General features: G+C 68.6%; 21 protein-coding genes. 5 read left to right on the top strand and 16 right to left on the bottom strand.

Going from position 1 to position 19587, the window contains the following annotated elements; genetic code table 11:
- Nucleotides 1–50 precede the first annotated feature (50 nt).
- From D1610_RS00830 to rpmF, 5 genes are all read right to left on the bottom strand, one after another.
- Nucleotides 51–401: a MerR family transcriptional regulator gene (locus D1610_RS00830; protein ID WP_118862248.1), complete on the bottom strand. Its 351-nt coding sequence runs from the start codon at nucleotides 399–401 to the stop codon at nucleotides 51–53.
- 10 nt (nucleotides 402–411) lie between these two features.
- The gene (locus D1610_RS00825; protein WP_118862247.1) at nucleotides 412–714 is read right to left on the bottom strand and encodes an integration host factor subunit alpha; all 303 of its coding nucleotides are present in this window, start codon (nucleotides 712–714) and stop codon (nucleotides 412–414) included.
- An 83-nt stretch (nucleotides 715–797) separates the two neighbouring features.
- On the bottom strand, nucleotides 798–1769 hold the full coding sequence (locus D1610_RS00820) for a beta-ketoacyl-ACP synthase III (protein WP_118862246.1): 972 nt from the start codon (nucleotides 1767–1769) through the stop codon (nucleotides 798–800).
- Nucleotides 1766–2809 carry a phosphate acyltransferase PlsX gene (gene plsX / locus D1610_RS00815; RefSeq protein WP_118862245.1) on the bottom strand — a complete coding sequence of 348 codons (1044 nt, stop codon included), beginning with the start codon at nucleotides 2807–2809 and terminating at the stop codon, nucleotides 1766–1768. The genes D1610_RS00820 and plsX overlap by 4 nt, the downstream gene beginning before the upstream one ends.
- A gap of 22 nt (nucleotides 2810–2831) precedes the next feature.
- Nucleotides 2832–3011, bottom strand: coding sequence for a 50S ribosomal protein L32 (rpmF, locus tag D1610_RS00810; protein ID WP_118862244.1), 180 nt, complete (start codon nucleotides 3009–3011; stop codon nucleotides 2832–2834).
- Between the two features lie 197 nt (nucleotides 3012–3208).
- Between rpmF and D1610_RS00805 the strand changes: the two genes are divergently transcribed.
- Nucleotides 3209–3649, top strand: coding sequence for an MAPEG family protein (locus tag D1610_RS00805; RefSeq protein WP_118862243.1), 441 nt, complete (start codon nucleotides 3209–3211; stop codon nucleotides 3647–3649).
- A 226-nt stretch (nucleotides 3650–3875) separates the two neighbouring features.
- Here the strand turns inward: D1610_RS00805 and D1610_RS00800 are convergent, their stop codons facing one another.
- The 4 genes from D1610_RS00800 to D1610_RS00785 all read right to left on the bottom strand — a co-directional run bounded on the left by D1610_RS00800 (nucleotide 3876) and on the right by D1610_RS00785 (nucleotide 8244).
- Nucleotides 3876–4901: a cation efflux transmembrane domain-containing protein gene (locus D1610_RS00800; RefSeq protein WP_118862242.1), complete on the bottom strand. Its 1026-nt coding sequence runs from the start codon at nucleotides 4899–4901 to the stop codon at nucleotides 3876–3878.
- On the bottom strand, nucleotides 4898–5329 hold the full coding sequence (locus tag D1610_RS00795) for a membrane-bound lytic murein transglycosylase MltF (RefSeq protein ID WP_222926901.1): 432 nt from the start codon (nucleotides 5327–5329) through the stop codon (nucleotides 4898–4900). The genes D1610_RS00800 and D1610_RS00795 overlap by 4 nt, the downstream gene beginning before the upstream one ends.
- 43 nt (nucleotides 5330–5372) lie before the next feature.
- On the bottom strand, nucleotides 5373–6035 hold the full coding sequence (locus D1610_RS00790) for an MBL fold metallo-hydrolase (protein ID WP_118862240.1): 663 nt from the start codon (nucleotides 6033–6035) through the stop codon (nucleotides 5373–5375).
- Nucleotides 6036–6285: 250 nt separating this feature from the next.
- Complete coding sequence (locus D1610_RS00785) at nucleotides 6286–8244, bottom strand: S9 family peptidase (RefSeq protein ID WP_118862907.1); 1959 nt, start codon at nucleotides 8242–8244, stop codon at nucleotides 6286–6288.
- 262 nt (nucleotides 8245–8506) lie between these two features.
- Here D1610_RS00785 and pabB point away from each other — a divergent pair, with 262 nt between their 5' ends.
- From pabB to msrA, 4 genes are all read left to right on the top strand, one after another.
- Nucleotides 8507–10267, top strand: coding sequence for an aminodeoxychorismate synthase component I (gene pabB, locus D1610_RS00780; protein WP_118862239.1), 1761 nt, complete (start codon nucleotides 8507–8509; stop codon nucleotides 10265–10267).
- A gap of 34 nt (nucleotides 10268–10301) precedes the next feature.
- On the top strand, nucleotides 10302–11501 hold the full coding sequence (locus tag D1610_RS00775) for a pyridoxal phosphate-dependent aminotransferase (RefSeq protein WP_118862238.1): 1200 nt from the start codon (nucleotides 10302–10304) through the stop codon (nucleotides 11499–11501).
- A 93-nt stretch (nucleotides 11502–11594) separates the two neighbouring features.
- Nucleotides 11595–11720 (top strand): hypothetical protein, encoded by a 126-nt coding sequence (locus tag D1610_RS17490; RefSeq protein WP_281268935.1) that lies wholly within the window; start codon nucleotides 11595–11597, stop codon nucleotides 11718–11720.
- Nucleotides 11721–11783: 63 nt separating this feature from the next.
- A complete protein-coding gene (gene msrA / locus D1610_RS00770; protein WP_182466649.1) occupies nucleotides 11784–12452 on the top strand; it encodes a peptide-methionine (S)-S-oxide reductase MsrA in 669 nt (222 codons plus the stop codon).
- A gap of 148 nt (nucleotides 12453–12600) precedes the next feature.
- Here msrA and pdeM read toward each other — a convergent pair whose 3' ends face one another.
- From pdeM to D1610_RS00735, 7 genes are read right to left on the bottom strand one after another with little or no spacing between them, the layout of a single operon-like run.
- Nucleotides 12601–13263 carry a ligase-associated DNA damage response endonuclease PdeM gene (pdeM, locus tag D1610_RS00765; protein WP_118862237.1) on the bottom strand — a complete coding sequence of 221 codons (663 nt, stop codon included), beginning with the start codon at nucleotides 13261–13263 and terminating at the stop codon, nucleotides 12601–12603.
- Between the two features lie 30 nt (nucleotides 13264–13293).
- Nucleotides 13294–13764 (bottom strand): MgtC/SapB family protein, encoded by a 471-nt coding sequence (locus D1610_RS00760; protein ID WP_245941896.1) that lies wholly within the window; start codon nucleotides 13762–13764, stop codon nucleotides 13294–13296.
- Nucleotides 13761–14984 (bottom strand): dipeptidase, encoded by a 1224-nt coding sequence (locus tag D1610_RS00755; protein WP_118862236.1) that lies wholly within the window; start codon nucleotides 14982–14984, stop codon nucleotides 13761–13763. Before D1610_RS00755 ends, D1610_RS00760 begins: the two co-directional genes overlap by 4 nt.
- A 36-nt stretch (nucleotides 14985–15020) precedes the next feature.
- Nucleotides 15021–15944, bottom strand: a complete 924-nt coding sequence (locus D1610_RS00750; RefSeq protein ID WP_118862235.1) for an aspartyl protease family protein — start codon at nucleotides 15942–15944, stop codon at nucleotides 15021–15023.
- 45 nt (nucleotides 15945–15989) lie between these two features.
- Nucleotides 15990–18377, bottom strand: a complete 2388-nt coding sequence (locus D1610_RS00745; protein WP_281268943.1) for a ligase-associated DNA damage response DEXH box helicase — start codon at nucleotides 18375–18377, stop codon at nucleotides 15990–15992.
- Nucleotides 18378–18391: 14 nt separating this feature from the next.
- Nucleotides 18392–19318: a helix-turn-helix domain-containing protein gene (locus tag D1610_RS00740; protein ID WP_118862234.1), complete on the bottom strand. Its 927-nt coding sequence runs from the start codon at nucleotides 19316–19318 to the stop codon at nucleotides 18392–18394.
- A 49-nt stretch (nucleotides 19319–19367) separates the two neighbouring features.
- Nucleotides 19368–19553, bottom strand: coding sequence for a hypothetical protein (locus D1610_RS00735; RefSeq protein WP_147414241.1), 186 nt, complete (start codon nucleotides 19551–19553; stop codon nucleotides 19368–19370).
- Nucleotides 19554–19587 lie beyond the last annotated feature (34 nt).

The raw sequence follows: 19587 nt of genomic DNA, 5'->3' as shown, positions 1-19587 counted from the left end.
TCCGGCGTGGCGTATGCCGACTGAGGCCCCTGCCTGCGCAGGGGCGACGGCTATACCGCCAACGCCGCCTTCAGCGTGTCGCGGATGCGCACCAGCGCGGCGAGATCGACACCAGGCGTTGCGAGCGCGGGCGGAGATGCGGGCGCCGCATCCCCGCCCTTCTTCGCCAGCAGCTGCTGCACGCCCTTGACCGTATAGCCTTCCGATCCCAGCAGCCGGTGGATGCGTTCGGCGAGCGCGACATCCTCGGGGCGGTAATAGCGCCGGTTGCCCGCGCGCTGCACCGGCCTGAGCTGCGTGAAACGCGTCTCCCAATAGCGCAGGATGTGCTGCGGCACGCCGAGCCGGGCGGAAAGCTCGCCGATCGTCAGGAACGCGGACGGGGATTTGCCGGAAGCCACGATATGCGGCTCAATCCGCCCTGGCGATGCGATCGCGCATCATCTGGCTGGCGCGGAAGGTGAGCACCCGCCGCGGCGCGATCGGCACCTCGACCCCGGTCTTGGGGTTGCGGCCGATCCGTTCGCCCTTGTCGCGCAGCACGAAGCTGCCGAACCCCGATATCTTCACATTCTGCCCGTTCGCCAGCGCCTCGCACATATGGCCGAGGATGCGCTCGACCATGTGCGCGGAATCCGCCCGGCTCAGCCCGACCTCGTTATGGATCGCCTCGGCCAGATCGGCGCGCGTCAATGTGCCAGCTTCTGCCGCCATCTCTACCTCCCAGCAGGCGCGCCCCACACGCGCCGAACGAAAATAATGCGCCTAACCGCGCGACTTCGCAAGTGGAGCGCGCATCACATGCGAACGACCGACGCGCCCCAGGTGAAGCCGCCGCCCATCGCCTCCAACACGATCAGATCGCCCGGCTTGATTCGGCCGTCGCGCACCGCCACGTCGAGCGCGAGCGGCACCGACGCCGCCGATGTATTGGCGTGCTGATCGACCGTCACGATCACCTTCGCCGGATCGAGGCCAAGCTTCTTCGCGGTGGCGTCAAGGATACGGGCGTTGGCCTGGTGCGGCACCACCCAATCCACCGCCGAGGCCTCCTCGCCGGCCGCCTCCAGCGCCTCGCCCATCACCGCGGCGAGATTGACCACCGCGTGGCGGAACACCTCGCGGCCCTTCATGCGGAGCTTGCCGACGGTGCCCGTGGTCGAGGGCCCGCCATCGACATAGAGCAGGTCGTTGTGGCGGCCATCGGCGTGCAGCCGCGTCGCCAGCACGCCGCGATCTCCGTTTTCGGCCCCGTCCTGCGCCTCGATCACGATCGCGCCCGCGCCGTCGCCGAACAGTACGCAGGTGCCGCGATCCTCCCAGTCGAGGATGCGGCTGAAGGTCTCCGATCCGATCACCAGCGCACGGTCGGCCGAGCCGGCGCGGATCATGCTCTCGGCCGCCGACAGCGCGTAGAGAAAGCCCGAGCACACCGCCGCGACATCGAAGGCGACGCAATCGTCGATCCCCAGCATCGCCTGCACCTTGGTCGCGGCGGCGGGGAAGGTTTGGTCGGGCGTGGCGGTGGCGAGCACGATCAGGTCTATATCGGTCGCGGCGACGCCGGCGGAGGCGAGCGCCGCGCGGCACGCGGCGGCGGCGAGCGTCGCGGTCGTCTCGTCCGGCCCGGCGATGTGGCGGAAGCGGATGCCGGTGCGCTCGACGATCCACTCGTCCGACGTGTCGACCTGCTCGGCGAGTTCGGCGTTGGACACGCGGCGCTCGGGGAGCGCCGAGCCGGTTCCGGTGATGACCGCGCGCCGCGTCATGACGCCGCCCTGGCCGGCGCGGCGTGGAACTGATCGAGGTCGCTCGCGATCCGGCGCAGCAGATCCTGCTCGGCGAGACGCACCGCGAGATCGACCGCATTGGCGACGCCGATCTCGTCGGCGCCGCCATGGCTCTTCACGACGATGCCGTTGAGGCCCAGGAAGACCGCGCCATTATGGTTGTTGGGATCGAGATGGTGCCGCAGCATGTGCAGCGCCGGCCGCGACAGCAGGAAGCCCGCCTTGGAGCGGAACGAGCTGGTGAAGCTGCGGCGCAGGAGATCGGTGACGAAGCGCGCGGTGCCCTCGGCGGTCTTGAGCGCGATATTGCCCGAAAACCCGTCCGACACGACGACATCGACCTCGCCGCGGGCGATCTGGTCGCCTTCGATGAAGCCCTGGAAGGCCATCGGCAGGTGCGGCGCGTCGCGCAGGATCGCCGCGGCGTCGCGGATCATGTCCTTGCCCTTCATCGCCTCGGTGCCAATGTTGAGCAGCCGCACGCGCGGGCGCTTGATGCCCAGGCCGATGCGCGCATAGGCCGCGCCCATCACCGCGAACTGGACGAGATTCTCGGTGTCGCACTCGGTGTTGGCGCCCAGATCGAGCATCACCACGTCGGTCTCGCCCAGGCTGGGGAGCAGCGCGGCGAGCGCCGGGCGTTCGATGCCGGGCATGGTGCGGAGCGCGAGCTTGGCCATCGCCATCATGGCGCCGGTGTTGCCGCTGGATACCGCCGCCTGCGCCTCGCCGCGCTTCACCGCGTCGATCGCGCGCCCCATCGACGTGCGCGCCGACCGGCGGATCGCCGCGGAGGGCTTCTCGTCCGATTCGACGACGCCCTCTACGTGCAGGATGTCCGAGGCCGCGGTCAGGTTGGGATGGCGCGCCAGCCCCGCCTTGATCTGCGCCTCGTCGCCGACCAGCAGGAAGGAGATGCCGTCATGCGCCCGGCGCGCGCGGGCGACGCCGTCCATCATCGTCGCGATGCCTTCGTCGCCGCCCATCGCGTCGATGGCGATCCGCGGCGCTCCAGTCACTTCGCGACTCTCCTAGACGTGATCAGGCGTCGACCGAGACGATCTCGCGGCCGTTATAGTGGCCGCAGGCGGTGCACAGGTTGTGCGGCCGCTTCAGCTCGCCGCAATTGGGGCACTCCTGAAAGGCCTCCACCGACAGCGAATCGTGGCTGCGGCGCATGCCGCGCTTGGACGGCGAAGTTTTTCTCTTGGGAACGGCCATTTCGGCACCTTAGCAGTGATAATATCGGGGCGATACCGCCGGGGTCCGCAGAGAAGGCAACCGACTGGCTGGTCGGCCGCTCTCGGCGCGGAGCGGCCGGGCTGAATCGCGAGCGAACCGCGCCTATAGCGATTTTCCCTGCCCTTGCAAGCGATCGGCGCGCATGCGAGCACTCGCGGCGAACAGGGGGAAGACAGATGATCCTGCCGATCGCACTGACCACCGCGGGCGCCGCCGCCCTGATCAACGCCTGGCTGGCCTGGCGAGTCGGCCGGCTGCGCATGTCGGAAAAAGTGCCGCTGGGCGATGGCGGCAACGAACGCGTGCTGGGGCGGATGCGCGCGCACGCCAATTTCGCCGAGTTCGCCCCGATCGTCCTGATCCTGATCGCGCTGGTCGAGTTCGCCCGGGGAACGTCGTTCTGGCTGTGGGCGGTGGCGGTGATCTTCCTCATCGGCCGGGTGCTCCACGGCCTCGGCATGGACGGGTTGCCGCGCGGCCGGATAATCGGCGCGGCGGTGACGATGACCGTGACGATCGGCCTCGGCCTCTACGCCGCAGCCCTGCCCTTCTGGACAGCCGGCACGATCACCCAGCCGATCGAGACGGTTCCGGTCGAGACGGTGCCGATGGGCTAGGGTCCAAACCCAATTAGGACAGGGATCGTGATCGCCCGGAGAGGCCCGCTGGGAAGGAGCGCGGCGCAGACGCGTAGCTGGTGCTACGCGCAAGCAAGCGACGCGGCCAGCGGGCCTCTCCGGGCGACCACCTCCGGCGGCGGGCGGCTTTTGGCGCACAGCGGCGTCGGGGCTCCCCGCAAAGTATTACTTTGCGGGGGCCCGGCCGCGCGTTGGTCACGATGCTTCAGCATCGCTCCCTCCTTGCTCCTAGCCGTGCGCCAAGATCCGCTCCGTCACGGCCCTGTCCTAATCGGGTTTGGACCCTAGCGTCGGCGCGAGCCGACATGATCGGGCCGATGCCCTTGTCGGGCAGAAAGCTGACCTCCGCCAAGCGCCATCCCCGGTCGGGATCGCCCGGCCATAGCGCGATCAGGTCCGGAGGTTCGCCCGGGCTGGCGCCGATCACCTCTGCGCGCATGTAGCGCCCCGTATCGCGCACGCGGGCCTTGGCATCGGGATAGAAGCGCTCCAGGCGCTCCATCAGCGCAACGGCGTCCGGGTCCGGCTCGGTTGCGCCCAGCTTGCGCGGCAGCCCGTCGATCAACTCGGCGCTGGCGATCTTCAGCGCGCGCCAGCCGTCCCGGATGATGTCGATCGAGATGATCGCCGCGGCGACCGAATCCGCCCACCACCAGCCCATCCCCAGCCCGATGACCCCGCCCAGCCCCGCGACGCCGGTCATCCAGTTGGCCTTGTTCATCTTGGCGTCGGTGTACAGCACCTCGTCCTGCATGCGTTCGGCCAGCGGCAGCTCCATCCGGCCGATGATGAAGGGCGGGACGATCGAATAAAGCTGCGCCGCGATCATGATCCAGCCCAGCCAGATGTCGCGACCGAGGATGCGGATCGATCCGACCATCGCGTGCTCCCGCGCGATCAGCGTGCCCGCCGCATCCCACAGCAGCATCGCGCCGACGAGCGCCAGCGCCACCGCCGCGATCAGGAAGGCGAGCCCCTGCGCCCGGTCGAAGCCGAAGGGGAACAGCTTGCTGTGCGGCTTCGCTTCGATCTTGAGCGCGACCAGGAAGGCGATCGGCGGGATGAGGCCCAGCGTGTCCTCCACCCAGGCGGTCTTCATCGTCTGGCTGCCGCCCATCGCCAGCCCCATCACGACGATGATGCTGATCGTCCAGCCGATGTTCCAATATTCCAGCCGCCTGGCGCGGCGGACGTCGTCGCGGATCGCCTCGGGAAATGTGTCGAGGCTCACGCGCCGCCCCGCAGGTCGCGCGCCTCGGCCTCGAGCAGGCTGACCCACGCATTCTCGCCGGCGGGCGCCGCGGCGGAGAAGGGCAATGGCGGCGTGTCGCCCTCCTTGGTCAAAGGGTCGATCAGCGCCACTTCGGCCGCCCAAGGCGATTTCCGCGACAGCGGCCCCACCACCAGATCCAGTTCGCCCGCCTTCAGCGCTTCGAGCAGACGCTCGGTATCGCCGGTCCTGAGCGCGACCCGCGCGTCGAGCCGATCGGCGATCCGGCGGACGAACACGGCTTCGGCCGCACCGGTCGGCCGGTCGGCGCGCTCGATCGCGCCGACCCGCATGATCTTGTCCTCGCGGATGTGCTTCAGCGTTTCATCGGGATCGCGGGGCAGGCCGCAGCCCGCAAGCAGCAGGGCGAACACAAGGAAGAAGCGCATCATTGCGCCCTCTCAACGAGCGGCCGCCGGCCGCGTTCCTTGGTCAGGCGGCGAGCGCGGCGTCGCTTACATAAGGGTTGCTCGCGCGCTCGGCGGCGAAGCTCGACATCGGGCCGTGGCCGGGCACGAAGCGCGTCTCGCCGCCTAGCGGCCACAGCCGCGTGGTGATCGCGTCGAGCAGGTCCTGATGGTTGCCCAGCGGGAAATCGGTGCGGCCGATCGATCCGGCGAACAGCACGTCGCCCACCAGCGCCAGCTTCGATGGCGGGTGGTGGAACACCACATGCCCCGGCGTGTGGCCCGGGCAATGATAGACGTCGAACACCAGTTCACCGACGGTGACCCGATCGCCCTGCTCCAGCCAGCGATCGGGCTCGAACACGCGACCGGGAATGCCGTAGGCGCGGCCGTCATCCTCCAGCTTGGCGATCCAGTAGCGATCGGCCTCGTGCGGCCCCTCGATCGGCACGCCGAGTTCCTTGGCGAAGGTCCCGGCCTCGCCGCAATGGTCGATATGGCCGTGGGTCAGCAGGACCTTCTCGATCGTCACGCCGTGATGCGCCGCCGCCGCGCGCAGCTTGGGCAGGTCGCCGCCGGGGTCGACGAACGCCCCGCGCATCGTCTTCGTGCACCACAGAAGCGTGCAGTTCTGCTGCAGCGGCGTCACCGGCACGATCGCCGCGCGCATAGGGGGCTGTTCGGTCATGCGGGCGAGATGGCGAGCGGTGCCGCTTCCGTCAATTGGTTCACGCGAAGGCGAAGAAGAAGAAGGGTTTTCACGCGGAGGCGCAGAGACGCGGAGGAAGAGGGAGTTCGCGCGAAAGCGCGAAGAGGAAAATATAAAAGAGGTGAAGATAGGTTGCCTGCGGCGCTTAGCGCGGCAAAACTGCTCTCTTCTCCTTTTTCTCCGCGTCTCCGCGTCTCCGCGTGAAAAACATTCTTCGCGCCAACTCCTCCTACTTCGCCGCTGCCGTCTGCGCGTTGCCCTCGCCCAGCAGGTTCGCGCGCCAGAACATCAGGCTCGTCCAGAAATTGTAATCGGCATTCTCCTTCTTGGCGAAGCCGTGGCCTTCGTTGGTGCCGAGCAGGTGCCAAGCCGTGCCGCCGCCCGCGCGCACCGCCTTGACGATCTGGTCGGCCTCCGACGCCGGGACGCGCGGATCGTTGCCGCCGGTCACCACCATCAGCGGGATGTCGAGATCGGCGACGCGCGTCAGCGGGCTGATCGCCTTCAGCTTGGCGCGCTGCGCGGGATCGCGCTCATCGCCATATTCGACGCGGCGCAGGTCGCGGCGATAGCTCTGGGTGTTTTCGAGGAAGGTGACGAAATCGCTGATCGCGACGACGCAGTTCGCGCCGCGCAGCCGCCCGCCGTAGCGGATCGCCGAGGCGTAGCACATATAGCCGCCATAGCTGCCGCCGGTCACGCCGATCCGCTTGGGATCGATGCTATCGTCCTTGTCGAGCACGTCGAGGAACGCGCCGATGTCCTTGACCGAATCCTCACGCTTGTCGGGCCCGTTGTCGAGGCTGACGAATCGCTTGCCGAAGCCTGCCGAGCCGCGGACATTGGGGTAGAAGATCGCGATGCCCAACTCGTTGAGCAGATAGTTGTTGCGGCCGAGAAAGCCGGGGGTGAACTGCGCTTCGGGGCCGCCATGGATGTTGACGATCAGCGGCCGCCGGCCGGGAAACTTCTTCGCGTCCGGCCGATAGAGGAAGCCCGACACCGCCTCGCCGTCGAAGCTCTTCGTCTCGACGAACTCGGGCTCGACATTGGCGTCGGGATCGAGTCCGCCGGTCTCGCTCCTGGTCCAGCGCGTGACTTTCAAGGTCGCCGGATCGATCGTATAGGCGTCGGTCGCGCTGGTCGCCGAAGTGACCGTCAGCCCGATCGTCCCCCAGGGCGCGATCTCGATCCCGCCGAGCGATCCCGTGGGCAATCCCCCGACATTGCGCACCGCGCCCGTCCCGACGTCCATCAACCGCACCCGGCCGATGCCCGCCTCGTTCACCGCATAGACGATGAAGCTGCCGTCATCGGCTATGTCGAAGCCGTCGACATCCCACTTCTTCTCAGGGCTGCGCGGGGTGAACTTTCCGGTGCGGAGGTCGATCGTCCCCAGCCGCTGGAAGTCCGATCCCTCATCCGAGGTGACCCACAAGGTCCCGTCGGGCGCGTACTGCGCGCCGCCATAGGCGATCGGCCTCGCATGGTCGCCGATCGGCGTCATCCGGCCGGAGGCGATATCCAGCAGATGAAGGTTGGACTTGGTGATCGAGACATATTCGCTGACGACCGCGCTCTTCCCGTCGGGCGCGAAATCGGCGACGCCCCAGCCGCCGCCCTTGACCTGGGCGACCAGCCGGTCGGTCTTCGGATCGCGCGGGTCCATGACATAGATGTCGTTGTCGGCCCCCGTCCGGCGGGTGGAGGTGTAGGCGATCCAGCGCCCATCCTTGCTCCAGGTCGGGCCCGAATTTCGGCTCTTGCCGTCGGTCAGCAGCGTCAGCTTGCCGTCCGCGAGCGTGAACAGCTGATAGAATTCGCTGCCGCCGACATCCTTGTTGACCACCATCACGTCGCCTTTGGGCGACCAGCTGCCGAACACCGGCTCGGCCTCGAAGCTGATCTGCTCGCGCGCCATCATCGGACCGGCCACGCGGTGCAGCTGGTTGGTGTTGGCGAAGCGCGTCGCGACCAGCATCGATCGGTCGGCCGGGCTCCAGCCCTGAAAGATCGCGGTGCGATATTCCATATAGGGCCGCGTCGCCTCGACGATCGCCATCGGCACCGGCGGAATGCCGTCCGCGACCAACGCGGCCGGCTTCTCCGCGACCGCCGGCGAGGCCTCCTGCGCCGGAGCCGGAGCCGCTGCGATCATCGCCCCACCCGCCAGAAACAATCCGCGCATCATGCTTCCCCTGATTGCTGTATTAGTCGAGTAATGCGGTCGGGGTGCGATGGCGTCAACCGTCGAAAAATGGCCGTCGCCCCTGCCCTTCGACTGCCTGCAAGGCAGGCGCTCAGGATAAACTTCAGCCTGCGGCTGAAGGCAGGGGCCGCAGTCGGCAAGCGCGAACGTAGGATATGCCACAAACCCAGCGGCCCCCGCCTTCGCGGGGGTGACGGTGGCACGGTTGATCCAGCGGAGAACCCCACTACAGACCGTGACGATGCTGACGCCCGACGCGCCCTTCGTGCTGCTCGACGATGCCCGGGCGGCCGGCGCGGCGCCCGCGCGCCTCTATCGGTCGCCGGTCGACACCGTGGTCGCGACGACGCCGGCGCAGGTGCCGCGCTTGCTCGATGCGCTGCGCGTCGCGCGCCAGGGCGGCCTCCACGCCGCCGGCTTCCTCTCCTACGAAGCCGGTCACGCGCTCGAGCCCAGGCTGGTCCCGGCGGCGAGCGGTGAGGTGCCCTATGCCTGGTTCGGGCTGTTCGAGGCTTGCGAGACGCTCGCGCCCGAGGCCGTCCCGGCGCTGCTGCCGGAACCCGCCGGCGCCTGGGCGGGCCCTCCCCGGCCGCTGATCGACGAAGCCGCCTATATGGCCGCGTTCGACCGCGTGCAGGCGCTGATCGCGGCGGGCGACGTCTACCAGGCCAACCTCACCTTCCGCGCCGAGGTGCGCGTGCTGGGCCATCCGCTCGCGCTCTACGCCGCGATCCGGCGCCGCGCCCAGGCCGGTCATGGCGGCGTGGTGTGGACCGGGGACGACTGGCTGCTCTCCTTCTCGCCCGAGCTGTTCTTCGCATTGAAGGACGGCAAGGCGACAACGCGGCCGATGAAGGGCACCGCGCCCCGCGAATCCGATCCGGCCGATCTCGCCGCCGACCCCAAGCAGCGGGCCGAGAATCTGATGATCGTCGACCTGCTCAGGAACGACCTCTCGCGCGTCGCCGCGCCGGGCAGCGTCGAGGTGCCCGAGCTGTTCCGCGTCGAGAGCTATCCGACGGTGCACCAGATGGTCTCGACCATCACCGCGCGGCTCGACGAGGGGCGCGACGCGATCGACCTGCTGGAGGCGCTGTTTCCCTGCGGCTCGATCACCGGCGCGCCCAAGATCCGCGCGATGGAGGTGATCGGCGAGATCGAGGAGACGCCGCGCGGCATTTATTGCGGTGCGGTCGGCCGGCTCGATGCCGATGGCGATGCGGCGTTCAACGTCGCGATCCGCACGCTCGCCATGAAGGAGGGCGCGGACGCCGCCACGCTCGGCCTCGGCTCGGGCGTCGTCGCCGATTCGAAGGGCGCCGAGGAGTGGGACGAATGCCTCGCCAAGGGGTACTTCGTCGCCGCCGGCCAGCGCACGCCCGACCTGATCGAGACGATGGCGTTCGATCCGCATGACGGCATCGTGCGGCTGGATGCGCATATGGCGCGGATGAAGGCGAGCGCCGCCGCGTTCGGCGTTCCGTTCGATCGCCACGCCGCGCGCAACGATCTGCAGGCGGCGACCTTCCGCCAGCGCGAGCCGGCGCGCGTGCGGCTGCTGCTGTCGCCCAGCGGCCGCACCGCGATCCACGTCTCCGCTTTGCCTCCCTTCCCCGCCGAGCCGGTCGAGGTGGCGATCGTGCCGCTGCCGGTCGCTGCCGAGGACTGCCGCCTGCGCCACAAGACCGCGGACCGCGCCTTCTACGACGAAGCCCGCCGCGCATCCGGCGCGTTCGAGGTGCTGTTCGTTCGCCCCGACGGCCGGTTGACCGAGGGCAGCTTCACCAACCTGTTCGTCGCGCGCGCGGGCCGGCTCCTGACCCCGCCCGCGCGGCTCGGCCTGCTCCCCGGCATCCTGCGCGGCGAGCTGATCGAGCAGGGCAAGGCGATCGAGGCGAACCTCATGGCCGCCGATCTTTCGGGCGATTTCTGGATCGGCAACGCGCTGCGTGGAATGATTCGCGCGCGGACGGTTGCCGCGGTGCAACATCCGGCGCTATAGGCGCCGCGCCGCTTCCCGAAAGGTTCGCACAGCCATGAAGATCTCCGACGCGCTGGGCCGCATCCAGCCCTCCGCCACGCTCGCCATGACCAGCCGCGTGCTCGAGCTGAAGCGCGCCGGCGTCGACGTGATCGGCCTCGGCGCGGGCGAGCCCGATTTCGACACGCCCGATTTCGTCAAGGAGGCGGCGATCGCGGCGATCCGCGGCGGCCAGACCAAATACACCAATGTCGACGGCACGGCCGAGCTGAAGGCGGCGATCGCCGCCAAGTTCAGGCGCGACAACCAACTCGATTACGCGCCCGACCAGATCAGCGTGAACGTCGGCGGCAAGCACACCCTGTTCAACGCGCTGGTCGCGACGATCGACCCGGGCGACGAGGTGATCGTACCCGCGCCCTATTGGGTCAGCTATCCCGACATCGTCCAGTTCGCCGGCGGCACGCCGGTGTTCGTGAAGGGCGGCGCCGACCAGGGCTACAAGGTGACGCCAGAGCAGATCGACGGCGCGATCACCAAAAAGACTAGGTGGCTGATCCTCAATTCGCCGTCCAACCCTTCGGGAGCGGCCTATAGCCGCGCCGAGCTGGAGGGCATCGCCGAGGTGCTGCGCCGCCACCCGCATGTGTCGGTGATGGCCGACGACATGTACGAGCACATCGTCTATGACGGCTTCGAATTCACCACCATCGCCCAGGTCGCGCCCGATCTCTATGGCCGCACGCTGACGGTCAACGGCTGCTCCAAGGCCTATTCGATGACTGGGTGGCGCATCGGCTTCGCGGGGGGCCCCGCGCCCCTGATCAAGGCGATGGCCAAGCTCCAGTCGCAATCGACCAGCAACCCCTGCTCGATCGCGCAGGCCGCCGCCGTCGCCGCGCTCACCGGCGATCAGAGCTTCCTCGCCGAGCGCAACGACGCGTTCCGGCGCCGCCGCGATCTCGTGGTGTCGATGCTCAACCAGGTGAACGGCATCCACTGCCCGCGGCCCGAAGGCGCATTCTACGTCTATCCCGACGTGTCGGGCCTGATCGGCAAGAGGACGCCGGACGGCCAGGAGATCGACACCGACGAGGCGCTGGTCGGCTATCTGCTGACCGAGGCGAAGGTGGCGGCGGTGCATGGCGGCGCGTTCGGGCTCGAGCCCGCCTTCCGCGTCAGCTACGCGACCTCGGAGGAGATCCTCGAGGAAGCCTGCAACCGCATCCAGACCGCCTGCGCCGCGCTACGCTGACGAATCGGTGAACGATCGTCCAAGGCATCGTTCAGCTCGGTCCGTCTATCCAGCCTGACAGCATCTCGAAAGCGAAACCCGGGCAGGCCGATCATGCGCAAGCTTTTCACCTCGAGCTTCTTCCACCGGTTCACCGGCGGCTTCGCCCTGGGCGCGGTCGCTGTGATCGCCTTGAAGCCCGCCGAGGCGGCGAGCGCCTTCCTTCCGCTGATAGGCTGAGCCGCATCCATCGTGTAGACTGCGGCGTAGCTTGACCGAGCCCGGATCAAGGAGACGCCGCCCATGAAATCCGCCTTCATCTTCACCGCCGCGACGATGGCCGCGATCTTCATCGGTGCGCCGCTCGTCACCGGCGCCATCGCCGGCGAGAAGGCCGTGCCGATCCCGCGCGTGGCGATCGACGTGCCGCGCGGCCAGGGCATGCAGACCGCGGTGCTCGCCGGCGGCTGCTTCTGGGGCATGGAGGCGGTGTTCGAACAGGTGAAAGGCGTGCGCGACGTCGTCTCGGGTTATGCCGGAGGCACCGCCAAGTCAGCCAACTACGGCGCCGTTTCGACCGAGCGCACCGGCCATGCCGAGGCGATCCGCATCAGCTACGATCCGCGCATCGTCAGCTATGCCCAGCTGCTGCGCGTCTATTTCGCGGTCGCGCACGACCCCACGCAGTTGAACCGCCAGGGTCCGGACACCGGCCCCAGCTATCGCAGCGCGATCTTCCCCCAGACGCCCGACCAGAAACGCGTCGCCGCCGCCTATATCGCCCAGCTCGGCAAGGCCGGCGCATGGAACAAGCCGATCGTGACCAGGATCGAATCGGGCAGATTCTACCCAGCCGAGACGCACCACCAGGATTTCGCGCGAAAGAACCCGGTGCACCCCTATATCCTGCGCTGGGACAAGCCCAAGGTCGCCGCCTTCAAGGCCGCGTTTCCGGGAATGGTGAAGGGCTAAATCCTCCCCGAGCTTGCTCGGGGAGGGGGACCGCGCGACGAAGTCGCGTGGTGGAGGGGGTGTTCCGCAGGCGCAGCGCCCGGGGCGCTCCCCCTCCACCACCCTTCGGGTGGTCCCCCTCCCCCTGCTTCGCATGGGGAGGATCTCTTCAAGCCGCCAGCGGGAACCTCAACAGCCGGTCGTCCAGCGCGACCAGCGCCTCCGCCCCAGGCCCTACCGCGCGGACGATCTCGGGATGCCCCGCATCGAGCCCGCCGGTCAGCGCGCCGAAAGCGGGCAGGACCAGCTTCGCCGGGGTCGCAACGAAGCAGCGCCGCGCAACGTTGCGCCCGCGCACGTTGAGCCGAAGCTTGGGGTGGAAGTGCCCGGACATCTCGGGCCGCGTCTCGTCCGCCTCGGCCTCGTGCCGCATGACGATGCCGTCGACCACGGCCTCGACGATGATCTCGCCGCCGCAATGGTCGATCAATCCGGCGTCATGGTTGCCGGTGATCCACACCCAGCGCAGGCTCGCCGTCAGCGCCGTCAGCATTTCGCGCGCCTTGGCGGGCAGCCGCTCGCAGCCGCGCGGATCGTGGAAGCTATCGCCCAGGCACCACAGCTCGCGCGCTTCGGTCGCGGCGACCAGCGCGGTCAGGTCCGCCAGCGTCGCGATCGAATCATAGGGCGGCAGCATCTGCCCGAACCGCGCGAACCAGCTCGCCTTTTCGAAATGCAGATCGGCGACGATCAGCGCGCGCCGGCGCGGCCAGAACAGCGCGCCCGCGCGCAGCGCGATCAGTTCCTCACCAGCGAACGAAAAGCGAACCATGCGCCGCTGTACCGCGTGGCGCGGCCCCGCTCAATCCTCGTCCTTCTTCTCGGGGATCAGCCGTTCGACGAAGGGGAACAGCACCAGCAGCACCAGCGTGATGCCCGCGGCGACCGCGGCCAGCTTGAACTGCCCTGCGCCGCAGGCGATGCCCAACGCGGCCGCCATCCATAGATTGGCGGCTGTGGTCATGTTCTTCACGCTCGCCTGGCGGACGAAGATCAGCCCCGCGACCAGGAAGCCGATCGCCTGCGCCAGCCCCTGCACCGCGCGCAACGGATCGGGGTTCACCTCCTCGCTGCGCGCCGCTTCATAGAGCAGCAGCGAGGAGAGCATGATCGCCGCGGAGGACAGCGCGACCAGCGCATGCGTGCGGATGCCCGCATCATGCCCGCGCCATTCGCGATCGAGGCCGATCGCGATGCCTGCGATGGTGGCGGCGCCCAGCCGCGTCAGTATCTGCCACCAGTCGTTGGTGGCGAGCAGCAGCGTCTCGTTCACCGCCCCTTCGCCGCCTCCGCCGCGCGCAGCAGGCGGATGACGTTGCCGCCCAGGATCTTGCGGATGTCGGCTTCCGAATAGCCCTCCGCAAGCAGCCGCTCGGTGATCTTGGGCAGCGCCGCGACATCCTCCATGCCGGCGACGCCGCCGCCGCCGTCCCAGTCGGCGCCCAGCCCGACATGATCGGGGCCGACCAGCTTCAGCACGTGCAGCATCGAGGCCATGTACATCTCGAAATCGGCCTTCTCGACCGGGCTGACCTGGTTGATCGCATGGATTTTCCGGGCGATCTCCTCGCGGCGTGGGCCGACCGGGGTCTTGTCCAGCTCGGCGGACAGCTTCTCGCGCTCGGCATTGTTGGTGCGCGGGGCGAGATAGATCGAGTTGATCATGATCACCCCGCCCTTCTCCGCCAGCCGCCTGATCCGCGCGTCGTCGATGTTGCGCGGATGGTCGAACACCGCCTTCGGCCCGGAGTGCGACAGGATGATCGGCGTGGTCGAAAGCTCCAGCATCTGATCGAACACCGCGTCCGACGCGTGGCTCGCATCGGGAATCATCCCCAGCCGGTTGACCTCCGCCAGCCACTGCTTGCCGAGCGGCGAGAAGCCGCCGAACCTGCCCGGCTCGTTGGCCGAATCGGCGAGCTGGTTCTGCTTGACGTGCACCGGGGAGGCCATGCGCACACCGCGCTTGTAGAGCTCGGCCATGAAGCTGCGCATCCCGGCCGCATCGTCGCCGACGCCCAGGCTGTTCTCGACCGAGACATAGACGATGCGCTTGCCCGAGGCGGCGATCTTCTCGGCATCGTCGGCGGTCAGCGCCAGCTGCATTGCGTCCGGATTCTCGCGCACCACCCGCAGAATCGCGTCCGATCGCCTGATCATGTGCGCCTTGGCGACGGCATAGCCTTCGGCCGTCAGCGGCCCGGACGAGGTGTAGATGACGAAGAACCCGCCATCGAGCCCCCCCTCCTTCATTCGCGGGATATCGACCTCGCTGGTGTCGGTCGCGACGCTGTGCCGGTCGGTGATCTTCCAGCCGGGCAGATCGAAGAACGCCGGCGTGTCGAGATGCGTGTCGAGCACCAGCGCGCGCTCATGGATCGCCCGCGCGTCGGCGGTCGTCGCCGGCGGATCGGTCTCCGGCGGCATCGCGCAGGCGGCGAGGAGTGAAACGGTGAGCGACAGGGCGGCGAAGCGATGGGATGAACGGGTCATTCGCCCAGTGTTGCCGCTTGCGCGCGTGTGTGCAAGCTACCAGCTCGCCAAGTGGCTTTCGTTGGCGCGCAGGAAACGGGCTCGCCGCTTGCCGAAATCGATCGTCACCCGGTCGAACAGCCTCAGCGCATCCATGCCGAGCAGCATCGCCGGCCGGTCGGCCAGGTCGAGTTCGGCGAAGACATGCGCATCGGCGAAGGCGATCGGCAGGTTGTTCACCTGCATGTCCGATATGCGCAGCGATCGGGTGGTCGTGTAGATCGCGGTCAGCGTGCCGCCCGTCACGTCGCGCAATTCGAGCGACCGGGCATCGCGCCTGGGCCGTTTGGCGAACAGGCGCTTGCGCAACGCCTCGTTGCCCAGTGAGGCCTGCGACCCGGTATCGAGGATCACCGCCACCTTCTCGCCGTCCACCGCCGCGTCCATGATCACCATTCGCCCCGCCAGACTGCGGGCGCGGACGATGATGTCGTCGCTCCGAGCCTCGCGATCTCGCGTCCTTGTGGGCGCGATGGTCATCGTGCGGCGACGGAAGTTCAACGTCACGCGCTGATTTGACAGGCTATCGACGCCGATCAGCCCGGGCGCTCCCATATGGGTCTGCGCCATTGCCGGCGCGCGCAGATCGGTGGCGCTGTGACGATCGAAGGCGATGGTGTCGATGTGAAACAGGCCGACCGGACTCATGCCGGTCACGCTGTGCAGCATGGCGTTGCCGGCCGAGGGCAGGTTCAGCGCGGCGGCGAGTTCCGCGGAAATCGACGTGCGTTCGGCACCAGTATCGACGACGAAGGGAAAGGGACCCTTACCGTCGATCGTCACCGGGATGGTCATTCGGGCATGGCGGTCATGCGCCAGCGCCACGGTCAGTAATGATTCAGGGTGCGGCGCAGCAGCTTCCTGCGCGCCTGCCGCCGTCGCCAGCGCGGCCATGACCACAGCGAACCGTCCGATCCGCATCGCGCCCTTCTCCCTGGGGGATAGTACGCCTGTTGCCGTTTCGTTTCAATCGATTCGCATCGCTTCGGCGGCGAGCGTCTCGGCCTCGATCAGCAGCGCGTCGTCGGCCAGGCCCGTCGCCACGCGCTCGCGTCCGATCAGCGTCAGCACCGGCACCGCGAGCGGCGTCACGCGCTCGACATCGACGTGGAGCATCGTCTCCGCGGCGCGGTCGAGCAGGTTCGCCAGCCGCCCCACATCGGTCATCTTGGCGCGCGCATCGGCCCATGCGGCGCGCAGCAGGACATGCTCGGGCTCGTAGCGGCGCAGCACGTCGTAGATCAGGTCGGTGGAGAAGGTCACCTGCTTGCCGGTCTTGCGCTTCCCCGGATGCTGGCGCTCGACCAAGCCGCCGATCACCGCCACCTCGCGGAACGCGCGCTTCAACAGGTGCGACTGCTGTACCCAGTCGACGAATTCGTGCTCCAGGATATCGGCGGAGAACAGTCTCGCCGGATCGGTCACCTTCTCCAGGCTGTAGGTCGCGATGGAATAGTCGCTGGCGACGAAGCCCAGCGGCTTCAGCCCCATCGTCTCCATCCGCTTGGTCAGCAGCATCCCCAGCGACTGGTGCGCGTTCCACCCCTCGAAGCCGTAGGCGACCATGTAGTGCCGCCCTTCGCGCGGGAAGGTCTCGACGAGCAGCTGGCCGGGCTTGGGCAGGGCGGATCGGTAATCCTGCACCTCCAGCCATTCGCGCACATCGTCGGGGAAGCGCGCCCATTGATCGCGGTCCCACAGGAAACCGCGCACCCGGTCGGCGAGGTTGGTCGAGATCGGCATCCGCGCGCCGCCATAGGTCGGGATGCGCGCCGGGCGGCTGGTAGCGCGGACGATCAGGTCCTCGGTGTCGATCCGCACCACCTCGCAGCTCAGCCCGGCGAAGAAGAAGGTGTCGCCGGGCGAGAGCGTCGCGGCGAACGCCTCCTCGACCTTCCCCAGCGTGCGGCCGTTGTTGAAGCGGACGTTGAGCATCGTCGCCTCGACGATGATCCCGGCGTTCATCCGGTGCTGCTGGATGAAGCGCGGATGGCTGACGCGCCAGCTTCCATCGGCATTCTGCGTCAGCCGCTTGAAGCGGTCATAGGCCCTGAGCGAATAACCCCCATCGCGGATGAAGCCGAGCACGCGCGCGAACATCTCCGCGGTCAGCGCCGAATAGGTCAGCGCCGATCGCACCTCGGCCAGCATCTCGCCCTCGTCGAACGGCGCGGCGCAGGCGCAGGCCATCAGATGCTGGGCAAGCACGTCGAGGCTGCCTTCGCGGAACGCCTCATGATCGAGCGCGCCCGCCTCGACCGCGTCCAACGCCGCGCGCGCCTCGAGATATTCGAAGCGGTTGCCGGGGACGAGGATCGCCTCCGAAGGCTCGTCCAGCCGGTGGTTGGCGCGCCCGATCCGCTGGAGCAGCCGCGAAGACCCCTTGGGCGCGCCCATCTGGATGACGCAATCGACATCGCCCCAGTCGACGCCCAGGTCGAGGCTCGCCGTCGCGACCAGCCCGCGCAGCCTGCCGTCGGCCATCGCCTGCTCGACCTTGCGCCGCGCCTCGCGCGACAGGCTGCCGTGATGAATGCCGATCGGCAGCTGCAGCGCGTTCGCCTTCCACAGATCCTGGAAGATCAGCTCGGCCAGGCTTCGCGTGTTGCAGAAGATCAGCGTGGTCCTGTGCTGCTCGATCTCGGCCATCACCTGTTCGGCGGCGTAGCGCCCCGAATGGCCGGCCCAGGGCACGCGGCCCTCGGGCAGCAGGATCGCGATGTCGGGCTCGGCGCCCGCCTCTCCCTCGACCAGCGTCACCGCATCGATGTCGCCGTCGGGCGCCAGCCAGGCGCGATAGGCGTCGGCGTCGGCCACCGTCGCCGACAGCGCGACGCGCCTCATTCCCGGTGCGATCCGTTGCAGCCGCGCCATGCCGAGCGCGAGCAGGTCGCCGCGCTTGCCGGTGGCGAAGGCGTGCACCTCGTCGACCACGATCGTTCGCAGTCCCGCGAACAGCGCGAAGCTGTCGGGATAGGAGAGGAGCAGGCTCAGCGACTCTGGCGTCGTCAGCAATATGTTGGGCGGCCGCTGCCGCTGCCGCGCCTTGCGATCGCTGGGCGTGTCGCCGGTGCGCGTCTCGACGCTGATGTCGAGCCCCATCTCGCCGATCGGGGTCAACAGGTTCCGCTGCACATCGACCGCGAGCGCTTTGAGCGGCGAGACATAGAGCGTGTGCAGCCCCTCGGCCGGCCGTTCCGCCAGCTCGCTCAGCGTCGGCAGGAAGCCCGCCAGCGTCTTCCCCGCCCCCGTCGCGGCGACGAGCAAGGCGTGCCGCCCGGCCTCCGCCGCATCGAGCATCTCCAACTGGTGCCGCCGCGGCCGCCAGCCGCGCGCGGCGAACCAGCCGGCGATCGCCGGCGGCAAGGTCACGCCAGCCACGGCGCCCGCTCGCCGGGACGCAAGGTGGCGAGATCGTCCAGCTTCCGCTGCTGCCGCGATTCGAGGCCGGGCGTCAGCAGCGGCGTCGCCGATCGTTCGAAGCGCGCGGGCGTCATCCCGGTGAACAGGCGGAACTCGCGCGTCAGGTGCGACTGGTCGTAGAAGCGCAGCGCCGCGAGCTCGTCGGCGCTCGGCACCGCCAGCCCGCGCATCACCGCGGCGATGTCCAGGAAGCGGGCGCGGCGCAGCACGGTTTTGGGCGCATGGCCGAAATGGCGCCGCACCTGCCGGGCGAAATAGGTGACATCCATGTCCAGCGCATCCGCGATATCTGCGACCCGGCGCACCGGATCGTTGCGCGCGATCAGCTCGAACGCGGCCATCGCAGCATTGGCGAGGCGCGCGCTCCGCTCGCGCAAATGCGCGCGCACGCCCGCCTCGAGCGCGGCGAAGGTCGCGTCGATGGAATCGACCTCCGCGCAGGCCGCGACCATGTCGGCGGCGAAGCGCGGCGCGACTTCGGCGAGCGGCACCAGCCGATCGGCGAACACCTCCGCGACTTCGTCGAACAGGCCGAACCAGCCGCCCGGCCGGATCGCGAAGCCCGCCACCGCCATCGGCCCGGTGCAGCGAACGCGCTGCGGCCGCGCCTGCGCGCCGAACAGCACCGCGCCGGCGAAGCGCCGCCATTCGCCGGGCGAGACCTCGGCTTCCCAGGACCCGCGCGGCAGCACGCGGATGAAGGGCGTGTCGTTCAGCACGAAATCGCTGGTGGTGTGCCCTTCGGGCTGGTCGATGATCGTCACGAACAGCCGCGCGACATGCTCACGCAGATCCGCGCCCGGCTGGCGGTTGCGCGATACCGGCAGGCCCTGCCGGGTATGCCCGGTGCGCGGATCGAGCGGGGCGGTCATCACCGGCAGCGACTATCGGCAACCCGCGCGGTTGCATAGCTCGTCCGCGCTACAGCTTGCCCTCGTCGCGCGCCTTGTCCTCGGCATTCTGCTCGGCATAGTTGCGCCGCGTCGCGTCCTCGGTCCGTTCGATGCCGCGCCGGTTGCCGCGGTTGCGCAGGATCGCCCAGATCAGCACCGCGGCCAGCACGATCGGCCCCAATATGGTCAACAACCCCCATAGTCCGCCGGTCATGCCATCCTCCATTGCGTGCTTGAACACCGACAAC

Source organism: Sphingomonas gilva, from assembly GCF_003515075.1.
Lineage (GTDB): Bacteria > Pseudomonadota > Alphaproteobacteria > Sphingomonadales > Sphingomonadaceae > Sphingomonas > Sphingomonas gilva.
This window is presented reverse-complemented; position numbering and strand designations above follow the sequence as displayed.